18 protein-coding genes are annotated in these 20,920 nt (G+C 42.7%); 11 read left to right on the top strand and 7 right to left on the bottom strand.

Annotated features, from left to right (window positions below; genetic code table 11):
• The first annotated feature begins 56 nt into the window (after window positions 1-56).
• The 3 genes from ACLWOR_RS09935 to ACLWOR_RS09925 all read left to right on the top strand — a co-directional run bounded on the left by ACLWOR_RS09935 (window position 57) and on the right by ACLWOR_RS09925 (window position 2,103).
• Window positions 57-686 carry a hypothetical protein gene (locus ACLWOR_RS09935; protein WP_413940547.1) on the top strand — a complete coding sequence of 210 codons (630 nt, stop codon included), beginning with the start codon at window positions 57-59 and terminating at the stop codon, window positions 684-686.
• 124 nt (window positions 687-810) lie between these two features.
• A complete protein-coding gene (locus ACLWOR_RS09930) occupies window positions 811-1,278 on the top strand; it encodes a hypothetical protein (protein WP_413940546.1) in 468 nt (155 codons plus the stop codon).
• A gap of 96 nt (window positions 1,279-1,374) precedes the next feature.
• Window positions 1,375-2,103, top strand: coding sequence for a hypothetical protein (locus tag ACLWOR_RS09925; RefSeq protein WP_413940545.1), 729 nt, complete (start codon window positions 1,375-1,377; stop codon window positions 2,101-2,103).
• Here the strand turns inward: ACLWOR_RS09925 and ACLWOR_RS09920 are convergent.
• Window positions 2,000-2,887, bottom strand: a complete 888-nt coding sequence (locus tag ACLWOR_RS09920) for a TIGR02285 family protein (protein WP_413940544.1) — start codon at window positions 2,885-2,887, stop codon at window positions 2,000-2,002. The genes ACLWOR_RS09925 and ACLWOR_RS09920 overlap by 104 nt on opposite strands.
• A 211-nt stretch (window positions 2,888-3,098) precedes the next feature.
• Here ACLWOR_RS09920 and ACLWOR_RS09915 point away from each other — a divergent pair, with 211 nt between their 5' ends.
• Window positions 3,099-4,001 (top strand): phosphatase domain-containing protein, encoded by a 903-nt coding sequence (locus tag ACLWOR_RS09915; protein WP_413940543.1) that lies wholly within the window; start codon window positions 3,099-3,101, stop codon window positions 3,999-4,001.
• Window positions 4,002-4,006: 5 nt separating this feature from the next.
• On the opposite strand, the gene ACLWOR_RS09910 is transcribed toward ACLWOR_RS09915, so the two are convergent.
• A complete protein-coding gene (locus tag ACLWOR_RS09910; RefSeq protein ID WP_413940542.1) occupies window positions 4,007-5,197 on the bottom strand; it encodes a KamA family radical SAM protein in 1,191 nt (396 codons plus the stop codon).
• Window positions 5,198-5,511: 314 nt separating this feature from the next.
• Between ACLWOR_RS09910 and ACLWOR_RS09905 the strand changes: the two genes are divergently transcribed.
• Window positions 5,512-6,891, top strand: a complete 1,380-nt coding sequence (locus ACLWOR_RS09905; RefSeq protein ID WP_413940541.1) for a hypothetical protein — start codon at window positions 5,512-5,514, stop codon at window positions 6,889-6,891.
• Between the two features lie 140 nt (window positions 6,892-7,031).
• A complete protein-coding gene (locus ACLWOR_RS09900) occupies window positions 7,032-9,371 on the top strand; it encodes a hypothetical protein (RefSeq protein WP_413940540.1) in 2,340 nt (779 codons plus the stop codon).
• A gap of 27 nt (window positions 9,372-9,398) precedes the next feature.
• Here the strand turns inward: ACLWOR_RS09900 and ACLWOR_RS09895 are convergent, their stop codons facing one another.
• The 3 genes from ACLWOR_RS09895 to ACLWOR_RS09885 form a co-directional block, all read right to left on the bottom strand.
• Window positions 9,399-10,148, bottom strand: coding sequence for a hypothetical protein (locus tag ACLWOR_RS09895; RefSeq protein WP_413940539.1), 750 nt, complete (start codon window positions 10,146-10,148; stop codon window positions 9,399-9,401).
• 195 nt (window positions 10,149-10,343) lie between these two features.
• Window positions 10,344-10,799, bottom strand: a complete 456-nt coding sequence (locus tag ACLWOR_RS09890; RefSeq protein ID WP_413940538.1) for a hypothetical protein — start codon at window positions 10,797-10,799, stop codon at window positions 10,344-10,346.
• Between the two features lie 117 nt (window positions 10,800-10,916).
• Window positions 10,917-11,576 carry a sensor histidine kinase gene (locus ACLWOR_RS09885; protein WP_413940537.1) on the bottom strand — a complete coding sequence of 220 codons (660 nt, stop codon included), beginning with the start codon at window positions 11,574-11,576 and terminating at the stop codon, window positions 10,917-10,919.
• A gap of 216 nt (window positions 11,577-11,792) precedes the next feature.
• Between ACLWOR_RS09885 and ACLWOR_RS09880 the strand changes: the two genes are divergently transcribed.
• Together ACLWOR_RS09880 and ACLWOR_RS09875 are read left to right on the top strand one after the other, a co-directional pair.
• Window positions 11,793-12,614 carry a TIGR02147 family protein gene (locus tag ACLWOR_RS09880; RefSeq protein WP_413940536.1) on the top strand — a complete coding sequence of 274 codons (822 nt, stop codon included), beginning with the start codon at window positions 11,793-11,795 and terminating at the stop codon, window positions 12,612-12,614.
• A gap of 38 nt (window positions 12,615-12,652) precedes the next feature.
• The gene (locus ACLWOR_RS09875; RefSeq protein WP_413940535.1) at window positions 12,653-14,872 is read left to right on the top strand and encodes a hypothetical protein; all 2,220 of its coding nucleotides are present in this window, start codon (window positions 12,653-12,655) and stop codon (window positions 14,870-14,872) included.
• Between the two features lie 67 nt (window positions 14,873-14,939).
• Here ACLWOR_RS09875 and ACLWOR_RS09870 read toward each other — a convergent pair whose 3' ends face one another.
• Window positions 14,940-15,998, bottom strand: coding sequence for a hypothetical protein (locus tag ACLWOR_RS09870; protein WP_413940534.1), 1,059 nt, complete (start codon window positions 15,996-15,998; stop codon window positions 14,940-14,942).
• Between the two features lie 31 nt (window positions 15,999-16,029).
• On the opposite strand from ACLWOR_RS09870, the gene ACLWOR_RS09865 reads away from it, so the two are divergent.
• From ACLWOR_RS09865 to ACLWOR_RS09855, 3 genes are read left to right on the top strand one after another with little or no spacing between them, the layout of a single operon-like run.
• Entirely contained in the window at window positions 16,030-17,877 is a 1,848-nt protein-coding gene (locus tag ACLWOR_RS09865) for a hypothetical protein (RefSeq protein ID WP_413940533.1), read from the top strand.
• Window positions 17,877-18,311 (top strand): DUF333 domain-containing protein, encoded by a 435-nt coding sequence (locus ACLWOR_RS09860; RefSeq protein ID WP_413940532.1) that lies wholly within the window; start codon window positions 17,877-17,879, stop codon window positions 18,309-18,311. Before ACLWOR_RS09865 ends, ACLWOR_RS09860 begins: the two co-directional genes overlap by 1 nt.
• Window positions 18,308-20,338 (top strand): hypothetical protein, encoded by a 2,031-nt coding sequence (locus ACLWOR_RS09855; RefSeq protein ID WP_413940531.1) that lies wholly within the window; start codon window positions 18,308-18,310, stop codon window positions 20,336-20,338. Before ACLWOR_RS09860 ends, ACLWOR_RS09855 begins: the two co-directional genes overlap by 4 nt.
• Before the next feature lie 57 nt (window positions 20,339-20,395).
• Here the strand turns inward: ACLWOR_RS09855 and ACLWOR_RS09850 are convergent, their stop codons facing one another.
• Window positions 20,396-20,788, bottom strand: coding sequence for a hypothetical protein (locus ACLWOR_RS09850; RefSeq protein ID WP_413940530.1), 393 nt, complete (start codon window positions 20,786-20,788; stop codon window positions 20,396-20,398).
• Window positions 20,789-20,920: the final 132 nt, after the last annotated feature.

The following is a 20,920-nucleotide window of genomic DNA, read 5'->3' as shown; positions in this document are numbered from 1 at the left end:
GACTCCTGTTTGAATAGACTCAAAGATTTGGTGTCTAAAACAATAAGGAGTCTTTCATGACAAAAATGATTATCGCCGTAGCGGCAGCAGCATTGGCTTTCACGTCAGTTGCATCAGCAAAAACAATGAGCAAAGTTCCTGGAACTAAAGTAGCAAATCCATCTTGGTCACAAGACAGAAGCTACGCTTCTACTGATTACTCTTTCGGTGGTGGTTCTCAAAAGCACGAAATCACAACTATGCTTACAGACGGTGGTTTCTTCTCTGGTAAAAGATGTAAGGACTGCAAATCTGGTACTGCAATCGAACTTCAAGGTTCTTACCTTCGCTACTTGAAGGATAACTTTCAAGTGGGTGGTGAAGTTGCCTTCAGAAACTACTCTGAAGAAGTTTCTCCAGTAGGCGAAAGCGCAACGGGATTTGATTTGCTTGCTGTTGGTGTTTACAACGTTGATTCGGATCTTAAAAACTCAATCTTTGCAAAAGCAGGTGTGGGTCTTTACTCTGTTCCTAAATCAAACGACACTGGTTACGAAACACAATTCGGGTTCTTCTTGGGCGCAGGTAAACGTTTCGCTTGGTTGAGCAACGTTTCTTATACTCCAGAGCTTCGCCTTACAAAACGTGGCGACATTGATATGGCAGTTGAGATCGCTTTGATCAACTTCTCTATCCTTTGGAACTAATTGAGAGCTAAATGATTCTCTCGAAAGCCCCATTCCTCGCGGATTGGGGCTTTTTTTTCGACATCTGCTGTCGATTTTAAAAGCTTCCTTTCCTTGTTCCGGTTTTCGTTGCTACCCTTGATCCATGAAAATATTTGTATCATTCTTTCTGACGTCGCTGATTTCTCTTTCATCTTTTGCAGTCCCACTTCCGGGCTTTCAATACGTTTCTCCGAAAGCTAAAGAAATCCAAGAAGACGACGTGACCTTCCGTTATGTTTCGAATGATGGAACCTTTGATTTGGCGTGCGCTCATGTCTATGACAGCCCTGAAGCGTCGGATTGGGATGTTTGGTGTGGCAAAGGCACCAAGATGCTTCGGCAGTTCCGCGTGCACTTCTTAGTTCGCCAACTGGAACACCGCACGTTGAAAAAATCGGCTTACGAAGTTTTGTATTGGGTGATTGATCGCGATGCCAAGAAAACGGCTTTCTCTTCAACGAGCACTTGGATGCAATTTAATAATCTTTCCAGCCTTGAGACCATGTCCTTTAGCCAAGGGGTCGAAAATGATTATGCGTACCTTACGGTGACTCTAAAGCCGCGCCCGTAGCGGCTTTCAAGCCTTTCGTTTTAAATTAAGCTAGAGCTTAGCTTAGTTCTACTGATCGGGTTCAATTTCATCTCTGAAATAAATCTGAAATCGTGGATGCTTAAACACATGCACGGATTTCATTACCTCCTTCTGAATCTCCATAACCATGACCCTGCACACACACCGCTGATCAATCGCGTGTTTGAAATGTGGGAGCGCACTTTCTCCAAAGTGATGAACCAGGCCCATCACGAGCTTGAACCTGACGATTTCTTTCGCAGCCATCAAATCGGTGTTCTGATGTTCCGTGATGAAATTGTCGGCTTTAATCTTTTTACGCTTTTTGATTTATCGCTATTAAGTACTGCACGCCATAGATACTTTCAATCGCTGGGCTCCTGCTCCCCAGCTCGATTGAATTCAAATAAGGTCAACCGCGTGCTGACGATGGAATACTTTACGATCTGCCCCACCTGGCGCAAACAAATGCGCGAAACTCCTTGGGGTGAAATTCTCACTGGGCTTGGACTAAAAGTTTTAGATAACTCTTCTGCCGATGCAATCCTGGGAACTCCGCGAATGGATCTGCGCGTGCATGAGATGTGTTATCGGCTGGGTGGATATGATTTCCAAGAACCTGTTGAGCGTATGAATTATAAGTGCGCAGTGGTTTTGTTTCCAAAAGTCACTCAGCGAAGCTTCGTGAATCCACTGACTCAACATTGGGTGCAAAAACTTCCTATCTCAAAATCTGCTCTGTCTTCACATCCACCTTTGGCGGCTCCAACATCAGCGTCTGTCGCGTCAGTTCCGCCAGCTTCTCGCGAACTGCTTGATCTTTAACTGCGCGAGCGATGTTTTTCAGAGTGCGCTTCCCCCACTCCGATTTTTCACATGAAACTGGTAAACTTAAAATTTCTTGATCCTGCTTAAGGGGATAAAATCCCAATTCACGGGAAGCGGGATTGCGCGCTTGCTCTTCAGCGAGTTCTAAATAATAAGCCAAGGCTCCATCAATACGTTGAGCCGTAATCATTTTAAAAAGGCTGCCCATCGCTTCGCTGACCACCAACTTGTAAACGCTTTTTTGCGCTTGTGTGAGAGAATGATCCACTTCACTCGAAAATGATCGACCACTCACCACACCCAATTGGAAGTTCGTTGTTTGCAAAAGTTTTAACAAGTCGACGGTCGAGTGTGTTGAACTTGGTTTGATGAGATTTTCGTTTTTCCGCAGGATCACCAGCCCTGGCGGCAAAGTCGTCGCGATTGTACTGCCAAAATAGAGGTATTGTTCACGCTCTTCGGTTTTCAGGAGAAGAATCGTGCAGTAATGATTACCTGACTCAAAAAGTTTTTTTGCGCGCGGGAATGTGACTAAATGAAAGCTGTGTTTGTATTGAGGAAGCGCCTTAACAAGTTCACGTTGAATTTCTGCCATGGGGCCGACGGATTTTTCTATATCACTAGTTCCTTCGGAAAATTTAAAAAGAGGTGGAAAATTAAATAACACCCACCCGATTTCATTTTCACGATTTACAGGCATGGATTTAACATCGGCTCTCGCCTCAAATGACAAAAAAAAGACCAGCAAGATAAAGAAGTTTTGCAAGACAGAGATGTCCATAACATCAGAGTAACGAGTCCTTACTTTGCCTCAAGAATCGTTGGTGAATCCTGCCAAAATAAACCGGTCCGGCCCGCTCAAAAACGACCAATTTCGCCCAGCTAATAGTTTTTTGACAGTTTTATGCCGTAATAGCGTCGCTATTGAACTTAAAGCTGGCAAAGCATTTGCTCCTTAGGGCTGCTTTAAGACCCTTTCCAAGGAGTATATTATGAAAAAATATGGAGCCTTAATTCTGGGGCTAGCGCTCAGCTGGCAATCAGTTGAAGCGAAGACGATTTTGATTTCAGATATCGATGATACGATTAAAAACTCTCATATTTTGGACTTGAAAGATAAACTTTTAAGTCCAACTTACACTGAGAACTCCGTTAGAGGGATGAGCCAGATTTACGAAATTATTCGTAGACAATACGCTGACAAAGGGGAAACCCTGCCGTTCTTTTATGTCACGAATGCTCCTTGGAAGATTATGGGAAAGATTCACACAAGCTTTCTTAGCAAGCACGGCTTTCCTCAGGGAGCCGTCTTATTTCGAGAAGATCTAGATAATAAAGAGCATAAAGTCGAGACAATCACGGAACTTCTTGCGACAGAAAAACCAGACACGGTTATTTTCGTCGGCGACAACGGCGAAAAAGACATCTTAGTTTACAACACATTCACGAGTGATGCGAAATACTCGAATATCAAATTCTTCACATACATTCGCATGCCGTACTATTCTGTTGAAAATAAAGAGAGCCTTGCTCTTTTGCCAAAACAAGAAGGATTCGCGACGTCTTTTGATTTGCTGCTTTCTTGGGTGAATAACGGCCTTGTAGATGCGCAAAAAATTGTTTCCGACGATAAAAAATCTAAAGATGAAATTGATTGGTCAGCCTCAGTCGAAAATTTTATCGTTAACTTTACAATCAATCTCGCTGATGAATCTGAGACAGAGAAACACGGTGTCCTTTCCTTCCCTCATTGGATGGACTGTCGCGATGTCCAAGTCCCTAACGATTCGCTACGCAACTTAACAGACGAAGTAAAAATGTTTGCAGTGGTAGCGTTGGACACTGTTCAAAAGCGTTGTTCGACGGCGGCTCGTCCGAAAGTTGAGAACGATTAAGAATTCTAAATTTTTACAGTCTTACTAGATTTCAAAGCCTGCCATTCCTCTGCATATTGAGTGATGTCAGGCTTTTTGATTTTTTCAGGAGCGGGACTGATATATTTCGCTTCGACGCCGTCCCAGCCAACGAACTCGCGTACGTTTCCTTTTTGTCCTACTTGGAAATCAGGAACGAAATAAGTCTTCCCACCGCCATTTGGGATATCCACAGATAGATTCGGCATCGCAAGACCTGAGAGGTGTCCCCACATCTCTTTTTGGATTTCAAGACTGTCTTCAACGGATGTGCGCAGATGATCTGTGCCTTGTGAAGGATCGCATTGGAACATGTAATAAGGTTTTACTCGGAGATACAGTAATCTGCGGTTTAAAGCTTGTACGATCACAGGATGATTGTTGATGCCGTTTAAGAGCACCATTTGGTTCATTACCGGAACGCCGTTATCCACAAGCTTTTCAAGAGCTGTGGCAGCTTCTAACGTCAATTCATTTGGATGATTAAAGTGGCTCATCAAAAACACTGGTTTGTGCTTTTTTAGGATCTTTACCAAATCGTCGGTTACACGCATTGGACAAACGGTCGGCATGCGTGTGCCGATGCGGATGATTTCAACGTGATCAATCGCGCGAAGATCGCCTAGTACGCGATCTAGTTGCGCATCACTCACCGTTAAAGGATCACCGCCCGACAAAATCACTTCACGGATACCAGGATGTGATTTGATGTAGTTTAAAGCTGCTTCATACTCTTCGTTTTTGATGAAGGCCTGATCTTGCCCCGTAAAATGTTTGCGCGTGCAGAAGCGGCAATAAACGCTGCAGATATCGGTGATGAGGAACAATACTCGATCTGAATAACGATGAATCACGCGCGAGACCGGATTGTTTTTCTTTTCCCCTAAAGGATCGAGCATTTGTTGCAATCCTTCAGAAAGTTCAAAGCGATGAGGCATTAAGATCTGACGAATGGATTCACCAGGGCCGCCTGCGAGGCTTGCATAATACGGAGTTGCTCGAATGTTGAAGAGTTCTTTTCCTGCTTCAAACGCAGCTCTCTCGTCTTGAGACAATTCAAAGTGTGCGGAGAAATCACTCTGCGTTTTAAGTGAATGGCGCAACTGCCAAGTCCAACTGTTCCAGTCAGCTTCGCTTACATTAGGCCATCTTTGAGAGGGGGAAAATTGCAACTTCACGTGGTCGTTATGAAGGATTATTGCAGAATTAGCAAGCTTACGAAAAGTGACGGTGGTGGGCACTTTTCGTGGTTTTTCAAAAAGGTCGCCCTCGCACTCGTAAGTTATTGAAATTACGTTCGATTCAGCCAGTCCCAAAGGGGGACACCAAAAGTTTAACAAGTGACTGTTTTCAAAAGGCTTTTCTCAAGATGAGAACCCTTAGAGTTTTTCGATGCTTACTGGTGTTGGCACACGAACCTCACATTGGCCCGGCCCTCGCTAATTAGTGAAGTGAACAAATGGGTCTGGATGACCTATTAACAGGAGGACATATGAAAAAATTTACGGATACCCAAAAAAAATGGGCCTTAACTGCGACAATGATCGCAGCGTTAGGATGTAGTGTTTCTTTTAACCCGCATACAAATGGATATGCAGCCTTGGATTTCGCGTCGACATCATCTGATGTTGTGACGAAGAAATTAAAGTTGGATGATAAAGTACTTAAAGTACACTACATCCCAACAGGCAAGAAAACTACAGCTGTAGTTACAGGCGGAAGCGATTGCGAAGTCTGTAATACATATGTCATCGATAAAAAACTTAAAGACGATGCAGAAACACTAACAGATATTCAAGTAGAACTTGTTCAACAAATCGCTGCAAGACAAGATGGTGAGGAAGTTGAAGAGTCTAAAGATTCAGAATTTGACGAACGCTCAGAGCGCCGCAGAGAACGCGACGAAGAACTGGATGAAGCCCGTAAAGAACGCAAAGAAAAAATTGCTGAAGCAAGAAAAGAAAAAAAGAAAGCCAAAGAAGATTACAAAGAAATCGCAAGACGAATGAAGTTAGCTGAATGTGGCGATGACGAAATGAATTTCGGTATGGATCGAGCAACTTGCTTGAGCTCTGAATTATTGTCTATCCTGGACAGCAAGAAAAAATATTCATCAACTGCCGTATTTGAGTATTTTTCCAATGAAGTTCAACCAAAGATTTTAGAACAACTTCTGGATCCATCGACAGTTAACCCAAATAATCCATATTCGGCAAAAGTTGCCGACAGAGCATTAAATGCCATTAAAAGCCTCATGAAAGGTCTACCTAGCGCATACAATACAACGCGCGAAAGTGTGGTTTACCTTGGGGCTCAGTCTATCCATGCATCTGCAGCTCTCCAACAAGAATACCTTTCAAAATTTGCGGCAACAGGAAGCTCCGAGGCAAAGCTTTATGCTACAGCTCAGCAAGGCTGGACAACAAGCCTCGCAGATAATCTAAAAAATATCATTAGCACATCTGCAATTATGGGCGGCCTAGCAAAAGGCACAATAAGTCAGTCGCAAGCAAATAGAATTTTCCAAAATAACTTTGAATTATACGCAAACGCAGTTCAAGCTGGAACAAGCCTTTGGACAGTAAAAGGGCAACCAATCAACTTCGGAGCCTTCTCTTTACCAGAGCCAAAATACGCCAATGTCCTCGGAATGCCAGATATGCAGCCAGGAGTTGTTCAAGCTGAGCAAGGTCCAGATTTGAGCTCAAGAATACTTGTGATTGAAAGAGGTTCTAACAATAACGGCGCGATTCCGATGTTGCAATCGAATACATCTAACATCCAATTTGGAACGCCTAACCAGATAGATCCGCGAGTACAACAACAATTGATGGAGTTGCGTGCTAGTCAAATCTACCACCGCGCTCAATAGTCCACACCAAAATCATTCCTCCACGGGTCCACGATGGACCCGTTTCCTGAGGGTGCACTCATCAAGTGCGCTTTTTTGCGTTTTCAAAATCCCACCGAAAATTTAGAGCAGCTGGAACATTTCTTGAAACAATTCTGAGTATGAAGAAAAAATCTCTGCCTCGCTGCGCTACGATGCAAAAGTTTAACTGTTTTTTCGACACTTGCATGACAAGTTTCCGCACGTCTATTTCTATTCTATCTTCGGTGGCCCTACTTGTATCTTGCACACAGAGCGACACTAAGAATTATTACTCAAATCCAACGACCACGACAGGATCTGCTACAGGCAACACTTCTATGTCGGGCGGAGGTGGTGCAACTGGAGATGGTGGCGGTGGACAAGGCGTGATGTGTGGAGATACTAAAAATCCACAGCTTAGAAATAAACTATGGGTTCGTGATATCTACGAAGCGATACACAATCATAAACTAGAAATGAAGCCTATTGAAAAGAATGTGACAGGTACTGAAGTAACCCCCGAAGCGTACGACACACTTGTAAAATCCATTCAAGCTTTCCTAGGACCTGCAACACCAAATATTGATTTTGCTTATCAGGCTTTCTGGAAAAAATTTGTTCAGCAAATTTCATTTCTTGACGACGACAAAGTTCTCTTCACAAGCCAAGACGCTAACTCTCCGATTGCACTTCCATCCGAATGTAAGCTTGTGCAGATAGCCTATTGGGACGAATCTTCCGGGCCAGAAGACCAAGGTACTCTTTATGTCAGTAGGCCACTATGGGAAAAACTCGACCAAATTAATAAAATCGGTCTTTTAGCACATGAGTATTTTTTCAAACAGGCAAGAAAAGCTAAATATAAAAATTCAGATTATACTCGCTATAATGTCGGTCACCTACTTTCCACAAAAGGCCTCGCGTCACATTTTCTTCAATGGGCTCCCTCCACTAATGACAAATTTAGAAACTATCTTCCGAACTCAAGGTCGGGCTTTAAAATATGTAAAGGTACGTCGAAAGAAGATCCTACCGCAAATATTCAGCTCTATCAGTACGAAGGATCGGACAAAAAGCAACATTTCGTGTTTCCAATAATTTCATCCAAAACAATTAACTCGAATGTTCTTCAACGAACTCATTTTTCAATAAAGGACGTTAAAGGTCTTATTTCAAAACGGGATGAATTAGATGAACGTTTTTCCGATGTCTCAAATCTAATGCTATTTTTAACGGACTTCCCGCAGCGAATAAACTCTACGGGGTCACTGCTTTATGAAAAAATTATCGATTGGTGGTACGACAATGGTGGCGTACTTAAAAAACGAAGAAGAGCTGTACCAAATCTAATCGGCATTGCCGAAAGGATGTACAAGAAAACGCACAGATTTGGAAAGGTTCTCTGGGAAGAAAAACTACAAACTCCTGGCCAACCTATTAAGCTTTCGATATTGGATCCCCAGTATAGCGAAAATACAACAAGTGAAAAGAAACTAAAAAATGAAAATGATCTTCTTTTGGCTGTTAATCAAAAAATTAATCGCACCCTGTTTGCGTGTACAAATTTGAGAGTTCCTTCCGACATATACGCTGCTGGAATAGCAACGCTTCATGCTGAAATAGAAAACTCAGCTAAATCTGGAAAATACACAGATTTGCAAAAATGGGCTTCAGCGCTACAGTCGATTCAGCAGTATGTGAAAACTGAAGAACAATTAAAAAATGACGATGATCTTACACTTGAATCTACTTACGGTAAGGCAGTATGCGATATTGTTTCAAATGAAGTACTTCTATACGATATTCCTTATCTATTGTTCAATATCAAGATTAAGAACTACACCTCGAGTGATGCCGAGAAAGTTCTCGGCGACGAAGCGTACTATTTTGATGAGTCGCAATTTATAGCTACATTCGGAGGAAAAGTTGAGGTTATTCTCAATGTAACTCAGGGAAGTGACTCATTAAGATTTGATTTAAATTGCACTGATTATGTCGCCACGTTCGGGGAATATATAAAACGACAAGAGACCATCGAACCATTAGAACTAAAGCCAAATAGTAAAATCTCGATCAAAGTAGACCCGAGTGTACCGAAGTTGAACTATCGACATACGACGCTTGAAGAAGCCATGGTGGAACTTAAGAATGCACTTACAACCGAAAACAAAAAAATCTTTGAAACGGTTACGCAATTAAGCTGCCCGGAGTCCCGTCTTTACCCAAAAGCCCTCTGTGACGACTTCTTTCTTTTTGCGAAAAAACTTTCAACAGAGTTTGAAGCAAGCATGAAAACATGTCCAGCTTTGGGGTATTTAGATGTTGATACTGGATCTTATTGCTCGATCATCAAGTTCCCAAAGTCAAATCTCAGCTTTATAGTCAGATACAGTATGATGTCGGAATTCGGCGGTGGAGGAAATGGTGAACCCCTTAAAGATCCAGCAATCGAATATATCCGTCTAATTCCAAATAACTAGGGGCACCGATTGGTGCCTCTTAACTACCTACCTTAGCTTAAGAAGTGCTTTCTTCAAATTCAGATCAATAATTTTTCTCTGAACAGTTTCCTTTTTCTTCTCAGGCGTCGCATCTTTGAATCCGACTCTCGATAAAGATTGCACCGAGTGAGCTTGAGTCTTTAACACAGCACTCACATCAGCAAACAAAGCAAATCCACTCTGACCTGGATTTGGACTGCTGTAAACGCCTCCATAACCCGCCACAGTCGTTGATTGGAACGGCAAGAAGAGGTTTGCTACCAGGCCGGTACTCAAACCATCAGAAGCCAGCGTATAACCAACTACCGCTCTTTGCGTTACTTGATCGATATTCAAATACAGCTTCGAGCTTTTACTGCCACCAAGAGGTAATGAATACCATTTACTTGCATCGACACCGATCACAGGAAAGGCTGTTCCGTTGGGAAGTCCCTTCTCTGGAGTTAAATACGGCAGACTTGCTACTTGCGTGAGATTCACTTTTAGACCCACATCTGTTTTCCCAACCGCGGGACTTGAAAGACTGAGTTGTCCCAAAATTTCCGCGGGATTGTGCGGATTCAAGATCGGAATCTGCATCACCGGAAATCTTATGTTTTGTGATTCAAGGTGAGTCACCAGATCCATGAGGATCTGTCCTTGATCCACCGATGCCGACAGATCAGCACCTGTGATAAGCTTGCCGTCCCCGCACGCTGATAAAGATAAACACGCTGCTACTGCTAAAAAGGCTTTTCGAACATTCAAAGTTTCCATGCACGTTCTCCTAGACCTAGACTTTAGGCCGTCTTCATTTTCGGAAAGGTCTAGGTGAACTTGAGGAAAAAATCTGAATTTATTCAGAGCCGCTTGAATCTTGAAAATAGTGTGAACAACTTGATCAGTTTCTTGGAGATTTATTTGAATAATTATTGAATTGCGGGATCCAAATGATCCCGCTGAGAATGATTGTTATTTTTGAACCTTCACACAAGTAAGTGCTTGAGAACCACCGAATCTGGCTATTCCAAATGGCGCAAGTCCCTCACCAACATGGAAGGCACCTTCGTAACTCCCAGCAGCGATCTTATTAAGTAAGATACGATAGTAAACTTCGTTAGCTCTCTCGCCACCGCATTCGATATAAAGATCGTTTTCAAGTCCCAAACCGTCGTCGATAACCGCGCCCTTGCGGCCAGCAATCCACGCCTCTTCACAGAGAAGGGACTTTTGATCTTTGTGATGAGTAAAAACACTTGCGGTCAAAGAATCCCAAGAATCCTTGTTACCGATTTCATCGATGGAAAAAACGGTTTGCACGCCTTCCGCAGTCGCCCCCTTGCATTCGAATTTGTATTTGAGGCTTTGAGCTTGCACTTGAAGAGAACAAAATAATGCTAAGGCTGTTAAAACAAGCGTCTTTTTCATGAGCGGACCTCCAACGTTGGGAGGAAAAGCAAGATGCATGCAGGCTCAGAGCGATTTTAACGGTTATTGGGAACCATGCGATGTTTAAGGGCTAGTTACAGAGTCATTTTAGGTCACCTATCGAGGCACTCGCAAGACGACTTTAGTTCCAAAACCCTTGCGACTGGTAATGACCAATTTCCCACCCACCTCTGCTAAAACTTTTCTCGCGTGATAAAGCCCCAAGCCTGAGCCTTTTTTCTCAAAGCTATAGCCTTCCTTACCTAATTTCTCGATCACGTGTTGAGGAATACCTTTGCCATTGTCGGAAATAGCAATTTCAAAGAAAAATGGGAATATGTTCACGTCTACTTGAACTTGACCCATTTTACCTTCGAAAGCTTCAATTGCGTTGTTCAAGATATTTGAAGTCATTCTTTGCAAGTCAGCTTTATTGATCATGCAATTCAACTCAGAAAGTTTACCTAAGTGATTTACAAATTCGATTTTTATTTTTTGCCCGTGAATGATCTTTTTTTCGTCAATAACTTGGCGAATTTCAGACATCAAATTACGATCTTGCGTTGATTCTTGGACAGCTTGCGCATTTAACAAATCATTTGCAATTGCGTTTAAGCGATCAATCGCCCCACTCATTATTTCGATGGCTTCGTCTGACATCTGATTTGCAAGTGCGTGTTTTAAAATATTCAGAGCCGAAAGAGGTGATCTGATATCGTGAGCAACTTGTCTTGCTAGTGTCGTTTCGTTTTCGATGTTTTGATCTGTTTGTTTCATAAAAACTCCATCGTGAGTGCAGATAAAAAATAACTCTTCAGTGTGAAGAACTCGACTTACTTGAAGTTAAAAACCGGGCCTTTCGGTTTACCGTTGGTAACCGGGTCCGAGCGGACAGCCGCTTCGGCACTATAGTTGGCCCGGATATTGAAGTTTTTACAGCGAGGGCATCTTAAAACTGTCCAAAACTTTTACACTCGGGAACGGCGAATACCTATGAGTAACAGTCTCAACGTTTTTGAATTCGAAGATTATCGCGTCTTTCTAAAGACTTATCTCTCCGACGAAGCGAATCAGGCTTCCGGAGCTCGTAAACGTTTGTTACTTTCAACGGGGATCAGCAGCTCCCTACTGACGCAGATTTTGTCAGAAGCGAAGCAACTATCTACAGAGCAAGCCTATGAGATCGCCCTCCATATCGGCTTTACCGAGAAAGAAACTGACTATTTTTTGAATCTAGTCGAGATCGGACGCGCGGGCTCCGTGAAGCTGAAAGAACGCCTTAGAAAGAAAATGCTTGAGATGCAAAACGAATCTCAACAGATTTCTGCGCAGGTAAATCGCAATATCATTCTTACTGAAGAACAAAAAGTTTTGTACTACTCAAACTGGCTTTATACAGCGATCAGAAATTTGATCGCGACTCCTTATGGAAAAAGCATTCAAACACTCGCTGATAAATTAGGTGTTCCTGAATCAAAAGTTGAAGGCGTTGTACAGTTTCTTCTTGAAAGTAACCTTGTGACTCGTGGAGCGGAGAGCTTTGATCACAAGCCAGGGTATACACATTTAGATGCTTCTCACCCGATGATCCTCCGTCACCATCAAAACTGGAGACAAAGAGCTGTTCATCGCATGGACCACTACAAAGAAAATCATTTCCACTACACGTGCCCAATGGCAATTTCAAATGAAGCCGCGAAAGTATTGCGCGCGAGCTTACTTGATCAGATTAAATCTTTGAATGCGACTTTGCAGAATCATCCTGAAGAGCCAGAGACGGCGTTTTGCTTGAATATTGATTTCTTTGAATATTAATTCATCTGTAAGGAACACTTTTTGGAGTATTAAAGATCATGAAGCAAATGGCATTCTTAATGCAAATTTTAAATAGAGCCCATCTGGGCAAGTTAGGCAGCCGTCTAACAAATTTGCGCATGCTATTCGCTTGTTTATTAAGTGTCTCATTTTGGATCACCGCCTGTAATCCGAGCGGCAGCACACAAAACTACTACAACACTACTCAAAATACGGCTGGTTCTCCGGGACAAACATCAATGTCTGGCGGCGGTGGCGCTACGGGTGATGGCGGTGGCGGACAAGGTGTTCAATGCGGCGACATATTATATGTACGAGACATCTACGAAGCGAAAATTAATAATAATAAAAAAATGAAAGTGATTTCATCCGCACAGAACACGGAGGAGGTTTCGAAAGAAGCCATTCAAGTTCTAGTCTCGTCTCTTAAGCAGTATTTCGGAGCGGCCAGCATCAACCTTGACTTTACAAAGGAACAGTTCTGGTTTGAATTTATCAAGAAGATTTCCTTTTTAAATAACGACAAGATGCTTGTTGCAAGCCAAGATGCTAATTCTCCCATTGCGCTCCAAAAAGAATGTCAACTCGTCCAAATTGCCTATTGGGATGAGTCTGCAGGAAAAAGCGAGGATGGCACTCTGTACGTAAACAAAGCGCTTTGGAACAAACTAGACCAACTCAACAAAGTTGCTCTCTTGGCCCATGAGTTCTTCTTCAAGCACGCAAGACGAGCATCTTATAAGAATTCGGACACTGTTCGTCACAAGGTAGGCCTTCTGTTATCGGAACAAGGACTTACTCCTTTATTCTCGAAGTGGGAACCTTCTCAAGATAAAAATCTGAGTTCCATTCTTCCCAAGAAAAAAGCGGGATTCAAATATTGCGAGGGCTCGACGACTGAAGATCCAAGTGCGAAGCTTCAGCTTTATCAATATGAAGGGAGTGATAAACTTCAACACATCGTCATTCCACAAATATCTTCAGCGTCAATAAATGCAGATCTTCTTCAGGGGTCGGAAATTATATTTGATCCGCTATCAAATAAACAATTAGACATTGCTTCGGAACTTCTGCTCTATCAAACGATTGTCGCTCGAGAGACTTACAATGTCGCCTATGAGTTCGCTTTGATACCTTATACCGAGTGGACGTGGATGGATAGATGGTTTTCTGAATCATTGAGAGACCCTAGTCATAATTTAGAAGACCTACTGAATAGTGCACAAAAATCTCGATCCAACCAATTATTGAGTCATTCAAAATCCTCTCCTGAGATGATTTCGATTTCGCTTGAGAATACGCTTTCTGGATGGCAACTTTTTTCCGATAAAAAGGCGAAAACAAAGGACGAACTCATCGCTGAAGTCCACAGAAAGATTCGTGCGAACGTTAATGAATACTGTACCGTCGGTCCGGAGTCGATTGACCGTGCGATCTCAACTCTCCATTACGAAATCGATACAGCGATCTCAGCGGGAACATATCCGGACAAGTTTCCGAAGTGGGAAAATGCTCTTACAGCTCTGTGGAACTCAAGTAACGCAAATTCTCCGAAAAATCCGCATACAATGTGTGGCGAGCTGAACCGTGATTTACTACTTAAGAAATATCCGTTTTTCTTGTTCAAAGTTAAGATAAATAATTACGACGAGAACGACATAAAACGGACACTGAATCTTTCTGGTTTCTATCCACAAATGGCGAAGCCAATTCCACGCGCTAAACTTAAAGTTCAGCAAGCAACATCTGGTTTAGAGTTCTATCTAACGTGCAAAGACTATAACGATATCTTCACCACGCACACAAAGCGAACGGCGAAAACGGAAAACCCAAGATTTGTTTCCAACAAAGTCGTCCGAAATCACTTTACCGGGTACCCTTCGGGAGCGACATCTCAGAAAGACATTCAAGCAGTCAAACTTCTCTCTGAGACCTTAGAGTTCAAAGATGGCGAGCTAGGATTTCAAGCATTTCTAACGGCCCCAAGGGAAGGATTCATACGTGAAGACAATGCTTTTGGAATTCCAGAGGCCGATTTTTCAGACTTCATTTCAGATCTCTACGAGGCAAAAGAACTCGATATTAATGCATGTACGGTAAATCACCGACCAAAAGAGGACTATCGAAATCAAAATACGGAATCCAATTGTGTTGTCATAACGATGCCTCAATCCAACAGTAAATACCTCTATTACTTTTTGGATCTACCCGGCCATCATTCCTTACTTCAGCTTGTTCGACGAGTTTCAGCTGAGTAATAAGCATTTTCTAAGGCGAAGAACATAAGTTACGCTATTAGTATTACTTTAGGCTCAATGGACCCAGCTACTGGTACCAAGCTAACGAATTTTGCATTAGATCGGGATTGTCCGTCACATACGACAGCAAACTTTTTGCGTCGACCCAACCATCGTCGTTTTGTTTCTGCCAATCGGCTCCCCAAGAGTTTTGCACTTTTAAAACTTCTCTACATTCAGTCTTACAATCACTGTTCTGCTTACATACTTTTCTGTAACCAGAAATTACAACAGAATGGCCCTTCACACATTTTTTGCCTTCGTATTGTAAGCAAACACCATCGAAAGTAAGAGGATTTTTCGACGACAAAACCTCTTTAATCTTGTTGATAAGTCCGGTGTAACTATCTTTACTCGGAGGAAACATATTGAACTTCGGTGTCTTAGAGGGACGCAAGGAAATCTGCCCTTTTGTACAGCCTTTTAGCATTAATCGATATAAAAACTCGGCTGGAGTATCGTCTTGCTCCTTTGATGCAGAGACCTTGGACCTTAAATCTTCCAACGATGTCGTGATTCCCATCTCTAAGGCGGCTCCCTTTAGACAGTCCTCACAGTATCCCGATTCAGTCTTTGCTCGCATGTATTCCTTTTCGATCTTTTCCACGACATTTCTAATTCTATCGTCCGCATTATCGCCGAAAGAATTTGCCAATTGGTCGATGGGGAAGCAAGCGTCTGAAATAAATGTAAAACTTTTGCTTGAATTGGATAATGCATCCGTCGCACCCCCAGCGTTCGCATAAAAGTTCAAATTTTGGTGATTACGGGTCTCATGAACACCGGCACCTTTATCGGTGTGAGTCCATGCCAACGTACTTAACGGTGAGATTTCTAGATCCCTAGAAACTCCAGCACAATTGTCGATTTTATTAATTTTGCAAATTTGATATTGCAAAACTGTCGCAGAACTAAATGAATCACAAATTGGTAGGGAGTCCTGAGAACGGACTCTGGGCATGTTAGCAATTTCGGTAGGCTCACAGACTTCTTTTTGTGTTTTCGAAATTAGCGTAAATGGTGAATGAGGAATCGCTTTAGCAAACTCCCAGGACCAAAGAGCGATAACTAAGACAAAAGATTTCATAAACATACTTTCATTAGATATGATCTAATTCATGATATCTAGCACAAAAACGAGCATGCAAAATTATTCGCTGTTGCTCCTAACTACAATCGCATTGTTGGCAGAAGTAGCTCCCTGTGCACCAGACTATCGTCCCGTCAAAATGAGTTCTTTCCGTTCCTTCCAAAGCTCAGGCGGGACACTTGTTGTCTCAAAAGACTCAAAAATTATTACGCTGATAAAACATGGCTACTCACTCACAACTATTTTGATGCCAAACTCACAAGTAAAATTTCAAATTAGGTACCTGAGACACGGCCGCGAGTATATTGCTCATGCTACTACTAAAAATCAAATTGGTCTTTTGGTAAATAATTTACAAGTGATGCAGAATGAAGCCGCCTGTACGCCGTCTCTTAAGGACTCGATCGACGAACTGCTTAAATCGGATCTAACAGAAAAAATCGAAGATTTTGCATACTCCGATAAGTTTGTCGACAGCTCATGCGAATCTGTAGCAGACGAACTACGAAGAGTTGCAGCTAACGAATTTAACCCCAGTGAATCCTATCTAGTTAAATGTCTCAATTCCAAAGAAGTTGCCGCAAAGTTAAATAAAAACCCCGAGTTCGCTGCGATCGCTAACAGAACTATTGCATCTTACATGGCTGAGATTGAAGAAATGGAAAAAGGAACGTCTGCCTTTAAGATCAAATGCGCTTCAGCAGAAAAGGCTGCATATGATGAAAAAGAAAGGGCTATTATTTTTCCTCTTCAAAAAGATGGACTCGCGATTGATCAATGCAAAACAATTAACCAAGTTTTTTCTCATGAGATTTTGCATCACGCCGGAGTTAACGAACCCGACGCAAAAATATTTGATTCAATTTGTGGAAATGTTTTAAAGGTAGAGGCACTGAAAAATCCTCTTTGTAAATCAGTCTACAGCAATAAGCTACTTCCTGAGGGAGCTGCATCAGCCTCAGCTGCAATGCTGGCACTAAAAAAGAACAACAAAGTCGAACAAAAAAAGGCGGTCGAAGTACTTAAACAAGAAATCAAAACCGCCGAGTTCGTACCAGTTCAAGATGCAGACATCCAAGAGATCACAAACCCAACAACTCCGGAAAGATACAATAGAAGTGTCGACAGAGTTTATACCGCAATGTCTACGAACTTAGAAAAAATGGCAGAACCGCTAAATCGTGCTATCGCGGCGTCTGTGAATACTGCGGAAGCAGCCACAACGACAGCTTCAACTTCTTCTAGTAAGGTACAGTCGACCTATAAGAAATCTTCTTTGCTTGAAGTTTCCACACGCTCACCGGCTTCCAATTCTCGGGCAAGCGCTAACGAAGAATACACGGTTGAAGAAATCCTTGCTGATAAGTACAACATCCCAGTTGAAAGCGTTCGTGCTGCGGCCGCAGGCTCTTCTGAATTGCCTACCGCTGCGACAACAACTCCCAACACTGCAAATGCTCGACAAGCAAAACAGCAAGCCCAACCTCGTGGTGGAAACAGTCGGGAGCTTGCGGGTGCTGGGTCTGCAGGAACGAATGCAGGGAATTCTGCAACTCAAGACGGAGTTCCTGGTCGAAGCACAAGCAATGGCACGAGAGCGAATGCAAGACAACCAGCAAACACTGGTGGATCGGTCGTCCAAGACAACACAGTTAAAGACATGAGCTCATTCAACGAAATTCGTGGTGAACGTTATCGCCGAATTCAAGAACGCTACACCGATCCGGAATTTGCGAAAGACCTTGCCAAAGAAAATCTCGGACTTGAATACAGATCAAAAAATATGACAATTCGAATTGGAGATATGTCCAATACTCGAAAAGCTCTTTTCCGAGATGATGGATCAGCCCTAAAAAAGGTTACAGGTGCTCGATAATGAAACTTAAAACCACTACTCTTCTGCTTACACTACTTTTAATTTCGACAACGCACGCAGAAGAAAGAAAATACGCGCAACCAAAATTTCCTCCAGTACCAAAAATGAAGTCGCACGAATATGCTGTTTTCGTAGAAAATAAATACCAAGTTTTCAGCACTGAAAAATACGATGATCTCGAATACACAGTTGGTTGCATCAAAAACAGAGACTGCCAAGCTTCGAAGGCCGCTCAAGACAAGTCCGCTCCAAAATATAAAACAGAAAACTTATTTCACCCTGCTGCTCAGTTTTGTGAAGCTCGTGGCGGAAAAAATCTAATCGCACTTAATGACAAAAAAGAAGAGTTCAATTTCTGCCGCTTCCCAGACAACTCGATGGTAAACTCTTGGTCGATGTACCTTAAACACAATCCGAAAAAGATCATCAAATGAAATACTTCAAAGACGTCCTCAAAGTAGTCATCTACGTACTTATCTTCTACACGCCTGTAGCGCTCTACTCGTTATGGCATGTTACCCAGGACGTGAATAAGCAAGCCGCTAAAGAAGCTGTGTCAACACTGCAAAGCTCGAACACTTTAGTAAAAAATCTGATTGCAAAAAATCAGTCGGCCGAAGCCTGCCAGCAACTTCAGGCAGAACAGCGCGCAGGCCGACTTGTTGCCTACCAAGTACAGAGTTCCGACTTTGTCTGTTCATTCCCGGACAGCGTTCATGCAATGCCAGTTACCCAAGCAAATGGCCGTGTTGAAGCGTTCGAGCTTAGCAATATCCCAGTCCTTGTTGTTCGCGACCAAGAAGCCGGAGCCGAATGGTATTTGGCTTTGAACTCTCCTGCGAAAGCTTCGATCTTTGAGTACTTGCAAAACGAATCCATCGTGCAATGGGCTTTTTTTCAAGAAATCCTGATGGTCATCTATACAGCTCTCGCTCTAGTTGTATTCGCCGTCTTGATGATGGCGAAGGTTATCCAGAGTCAGTTCAAAGACGGAGATTCAACTCCCAAATGGGTAAAGTCCTTCTTTAAACTCTTTAGTGGCCTGCAACTCCATGATCTCACGATCGTTCGCAGAGCGACCCAAGTGACGACAGCTTTTATCACTTCTCAAAAAAAGGATAAGGATCTTTTAGAAACGTCTCTTGAAGAATCCATCCTTCATGAAATTCGCGAGAACCATCACAGTATCCCTTATAGCTTTGATGGAACCGTCACAAAAGTCGACATCAACGGTTTTTCGAAAGTCGTTGCCAGCGGTCAATCTAATCAAGCGTATTATTTGACGAATTCTCTTGAAGAGTTTGGCTGTGAGCTTTTAAAGCGCTACGACGGTCTTTATGAAAAAACTGTTGGCGATGAAATAGTCGCTGTCTTTAAAACTAAGGACTCGCAAAAACTAGCTGCAGCCTACGCCCGCGATCTCATGCGCGAATTCTCGCAAAAAGTTTTCCTTGTGTCTGACAAAGATGAACGAAGATTTACGCTAAAAAGCTCTATTTCAAGTTCGCGCATCACCTTCCGTAAGCGACCATCTGGCTATGGATTCGATGGGGATGCTCTCACTCACACGACTCGTCTTCTTGAAACCATCACTGAAAAATCAGTCAACACAATGAGCTGCCAAGTTCACGAAGCTGACAAAATCAGCGAGCTGTGCAAAATCCCAGCACAAGCTCAAACGTTTGAACTTAAAAACATGTCCGCGGTTCAAGGTTACTGGATCAATGCTTGGTCATCGGTAGAAGATATTTACACGCAAGCCCCGACGCTCCTCCAATTTTTCCGCTCTGATTCCGATATCCTGACGATTTTAAAGCTCACTCGCCAAGAAAACGATTTAAATCGCATCAGCCACGCGTTCTCAACTCTCAGAAAAATTCAAGTACACTTGTGCTCGGTTGAAGTCTTGCTGGGATGGAGAGAAACACTGAGCCACTTCCATCAACGCGCGCAACAAGACAAAAAGTACGCGGAAATTCTTTCTGACATCATCATGCTCGGAAAAACTTTGATTCCAACTCACCAATGGAATGAAGAGTGCAGCGCTGCTGTTCTAAATATCTCTAGAAATATCGAAGACCGTATCAACGCATCAGTTGCTGAAGTGCTTGCAGAAAAAGGCGTTCCTTCACTCGTCATCGAAAACGAAAGAAACTTGATTTCGGGCGCACCATCAAATTCATTTAGAACAAAAGGAAATATTCTTTTAGCTCACGCGATCCAAAAGCTAGACGACAAAGTTTTCGTAGACCTGATCAAAATGATGAACTCAAACAACAAGCTTGAACGCCACACCGGTGTTTACTGCACATACAATGTCATCGATCACTACAAAAAACAAAATCCAGCGTTGCTCGAGCTTTGCAGCCACTACGAAAAAGCCGAGCAGTTACTTTTGAAGATCAGAGAAAACGATAAAGATCTCTCCCCACGACTCAGAGAGATGACCGCCACAATCTAAAAACAAAAAGGGGAACCACTGGTTCCCCTTCGTATTTCCGAATTGCAAATTTGAGTTTTAGATTTTTACATCAAGCTGAGCAAGAAACTCGCCACGAACTTCCTCATCCAACAACGAAATAATCCCAATCACAGAAGCCGGAAAAGACCAAGAAGGTGCCGTCAGCAACGAAATCGACAATGCGCCAACCCAAGCCCACCACTTACCCTTCTTCAAATCCTGAGTAACATAGTAAGCCCCGACAATAACAATTAAAGCCCAAATCGACCCAGTCCCTAAAGCACTCCAAAGAGTATATTTTGAGGAATCAAACCCAGGCACAGGCCCCATGTTCTCAATCTCTCTCAATGCACGCACAGAAATAAAGGCAGAATAAGCCGTAGTCAAAACCTGCACTAGCGCCACCACATAAAGACATTTAATAGCACGATTCAATTTAAGTTCTTTCATAAAGAAACCTCCGAGAGATCCCTATCCAAAAAGAACACCAACAACCATATAAACTCCACAAGCAAATGAACGTCCGAATCCCGCCCAAATTCTGGAAATCCACCGGTCACCTGACAAAAAAGTCACCAGGCA

Origin of the sequence: Bdellovibrio sp. HCB2-146, from assembly GCF_047345725.1 — a bacterium.
Taxonomy (GTDB): domain Bacteria; phylum Bdellovibrionota; class Bdellovibrionia; order Bdellovibrionales; family Bdellovibrionaceae; genus Bdellovibrio.
This window is presented reverse-complemented; position numbering and strand designations above follow the sequence as displayed.

Excerpts from the sequence above, each read along its gene's own strand:
- ACLWOR_RS09935 (WP_413940547.1), top strand. The coding sequence starts at position 57 with ATGACAAAAATGATTATCGCCGTAGCGGCAGCAGCATTGGCTTTCACG.
- ACLWOR_RS09930 (WP_413940546.1), top strand. The coding sequence starts at position 811 with ATGAAAATATTTGTATCATTCTTTCTGACGTCGCTGATTTCTCTTTCA.
- ACLWOR_RS09925 (WP_413940545.1), top strand. The coding sequence starts at position 1,375 with ATGCTTAAACACATGCACGGATTTCATTACCTCCTTCTGAATCTCCAT.
- ACLWOR_RS09920 (WP_413940544.1), bottom strand. The coding sequence starts at position 2,887 with ATGGACATCTCTGTCTTGCAAAACTTCTTTATCTTGCTGGTCTTTTTT.
- ACLWOR_RS09915 (WP_413940543.1), top strand. The coding sequence starts at position 3,099 with ATGAAAAAATATGGAGCCTTAATTCTGGGGCTAGCGCTCAGCTGGCAA.
- ACLWOR_RS09905 (WP_413940541.1), top strand. The coding sequence starts at position 5,512 with ATGAAAAAATTTACGGATACCCAAAAAAAATGGGCCTTAACTGCGACA.
- ACLWOR_RS09900 (WP_413940540.1), top strand. The coding sequence starts at position 7,032 with ATGAAGAAAAAATCTCTGCCTCGCTGCGCTACGATGCAAAAGTTTAAC.
- ACLWOR_RS09895 (WP_413940539.1), bottom strand. The coding sequence starts at position 10,148 with ATGGAAACTTTGAATGTTCGAAAAGCCTTTTTAGCAGTAGCAGCGTGT.
- ACLWOR_RS09890 (WP_413940538.1), bottom strand. The coding sequence starts at position 10,799 with ATGAAAAAGACGCTTGTTTTAACAGCCTTAGCATTATTTTGTTCTCTT.
- ACLWOR_RS09885 (WP_413940537.1), bottom strand. The coding sequence starts at position 11,576 with ATGAAACAAACAGATCAAAACATCGAAAACGAAACGACACTAGCAAGA.
- ACLWOR_RS09880 (WP_413940536.1), top strand. The coding sequence starts at position 11,793 with ATGAGTAACAGTCTCAACGTTTTTGAATTCGAAGATTATCGCGTCTTT.
- ACLWOR_RS09875 (WP_413940535.1), top strand. The coding sequence starts at position 12,653 with ATGAAGCAAATGGCATTCTTAATGCAAATTTTAAATAGAGCCCATCTG.
- ACLWOR_RS09870 (WP_413940534.1), bottom strand. The coding sequence starts at position 15,998 with ATGAAATCTTTTGTCTTAGTTATCGCTCTTTGGTCCTGGGAGTTTGCT.
- ACLWOR_RS09865 (WP_413940533.1), top strand. The coding sequence starts at position 16,030 with ATGATATCTAGCACAAAAACGAGCATGCAAAATTATTCGCTGTTGCTC.
- ACLWOR_RS09860 (WP_413940532.1), top strand. The coding sequence starts at position 17,877 with ATGAAACTTAAAACCACTACTCTTCTGCTTACACTACTTTTAATTTCG.
- ACLWOR_RS09855 (WP_413940531.1), top strand. The coding sequence starts at position 18,308 with ATGAAATACTTCAAAGACGTCCTCAAAGTAGTCATCTACGTACTTATC.
- ACLWOR_RS09850 (WP_413940530.1), bottom strand. The coding sequence starts at position 20,788 with ATGAAAGAACTTAAATTGAATCGTGCTATTAAATGTCTTTATGTGGTG.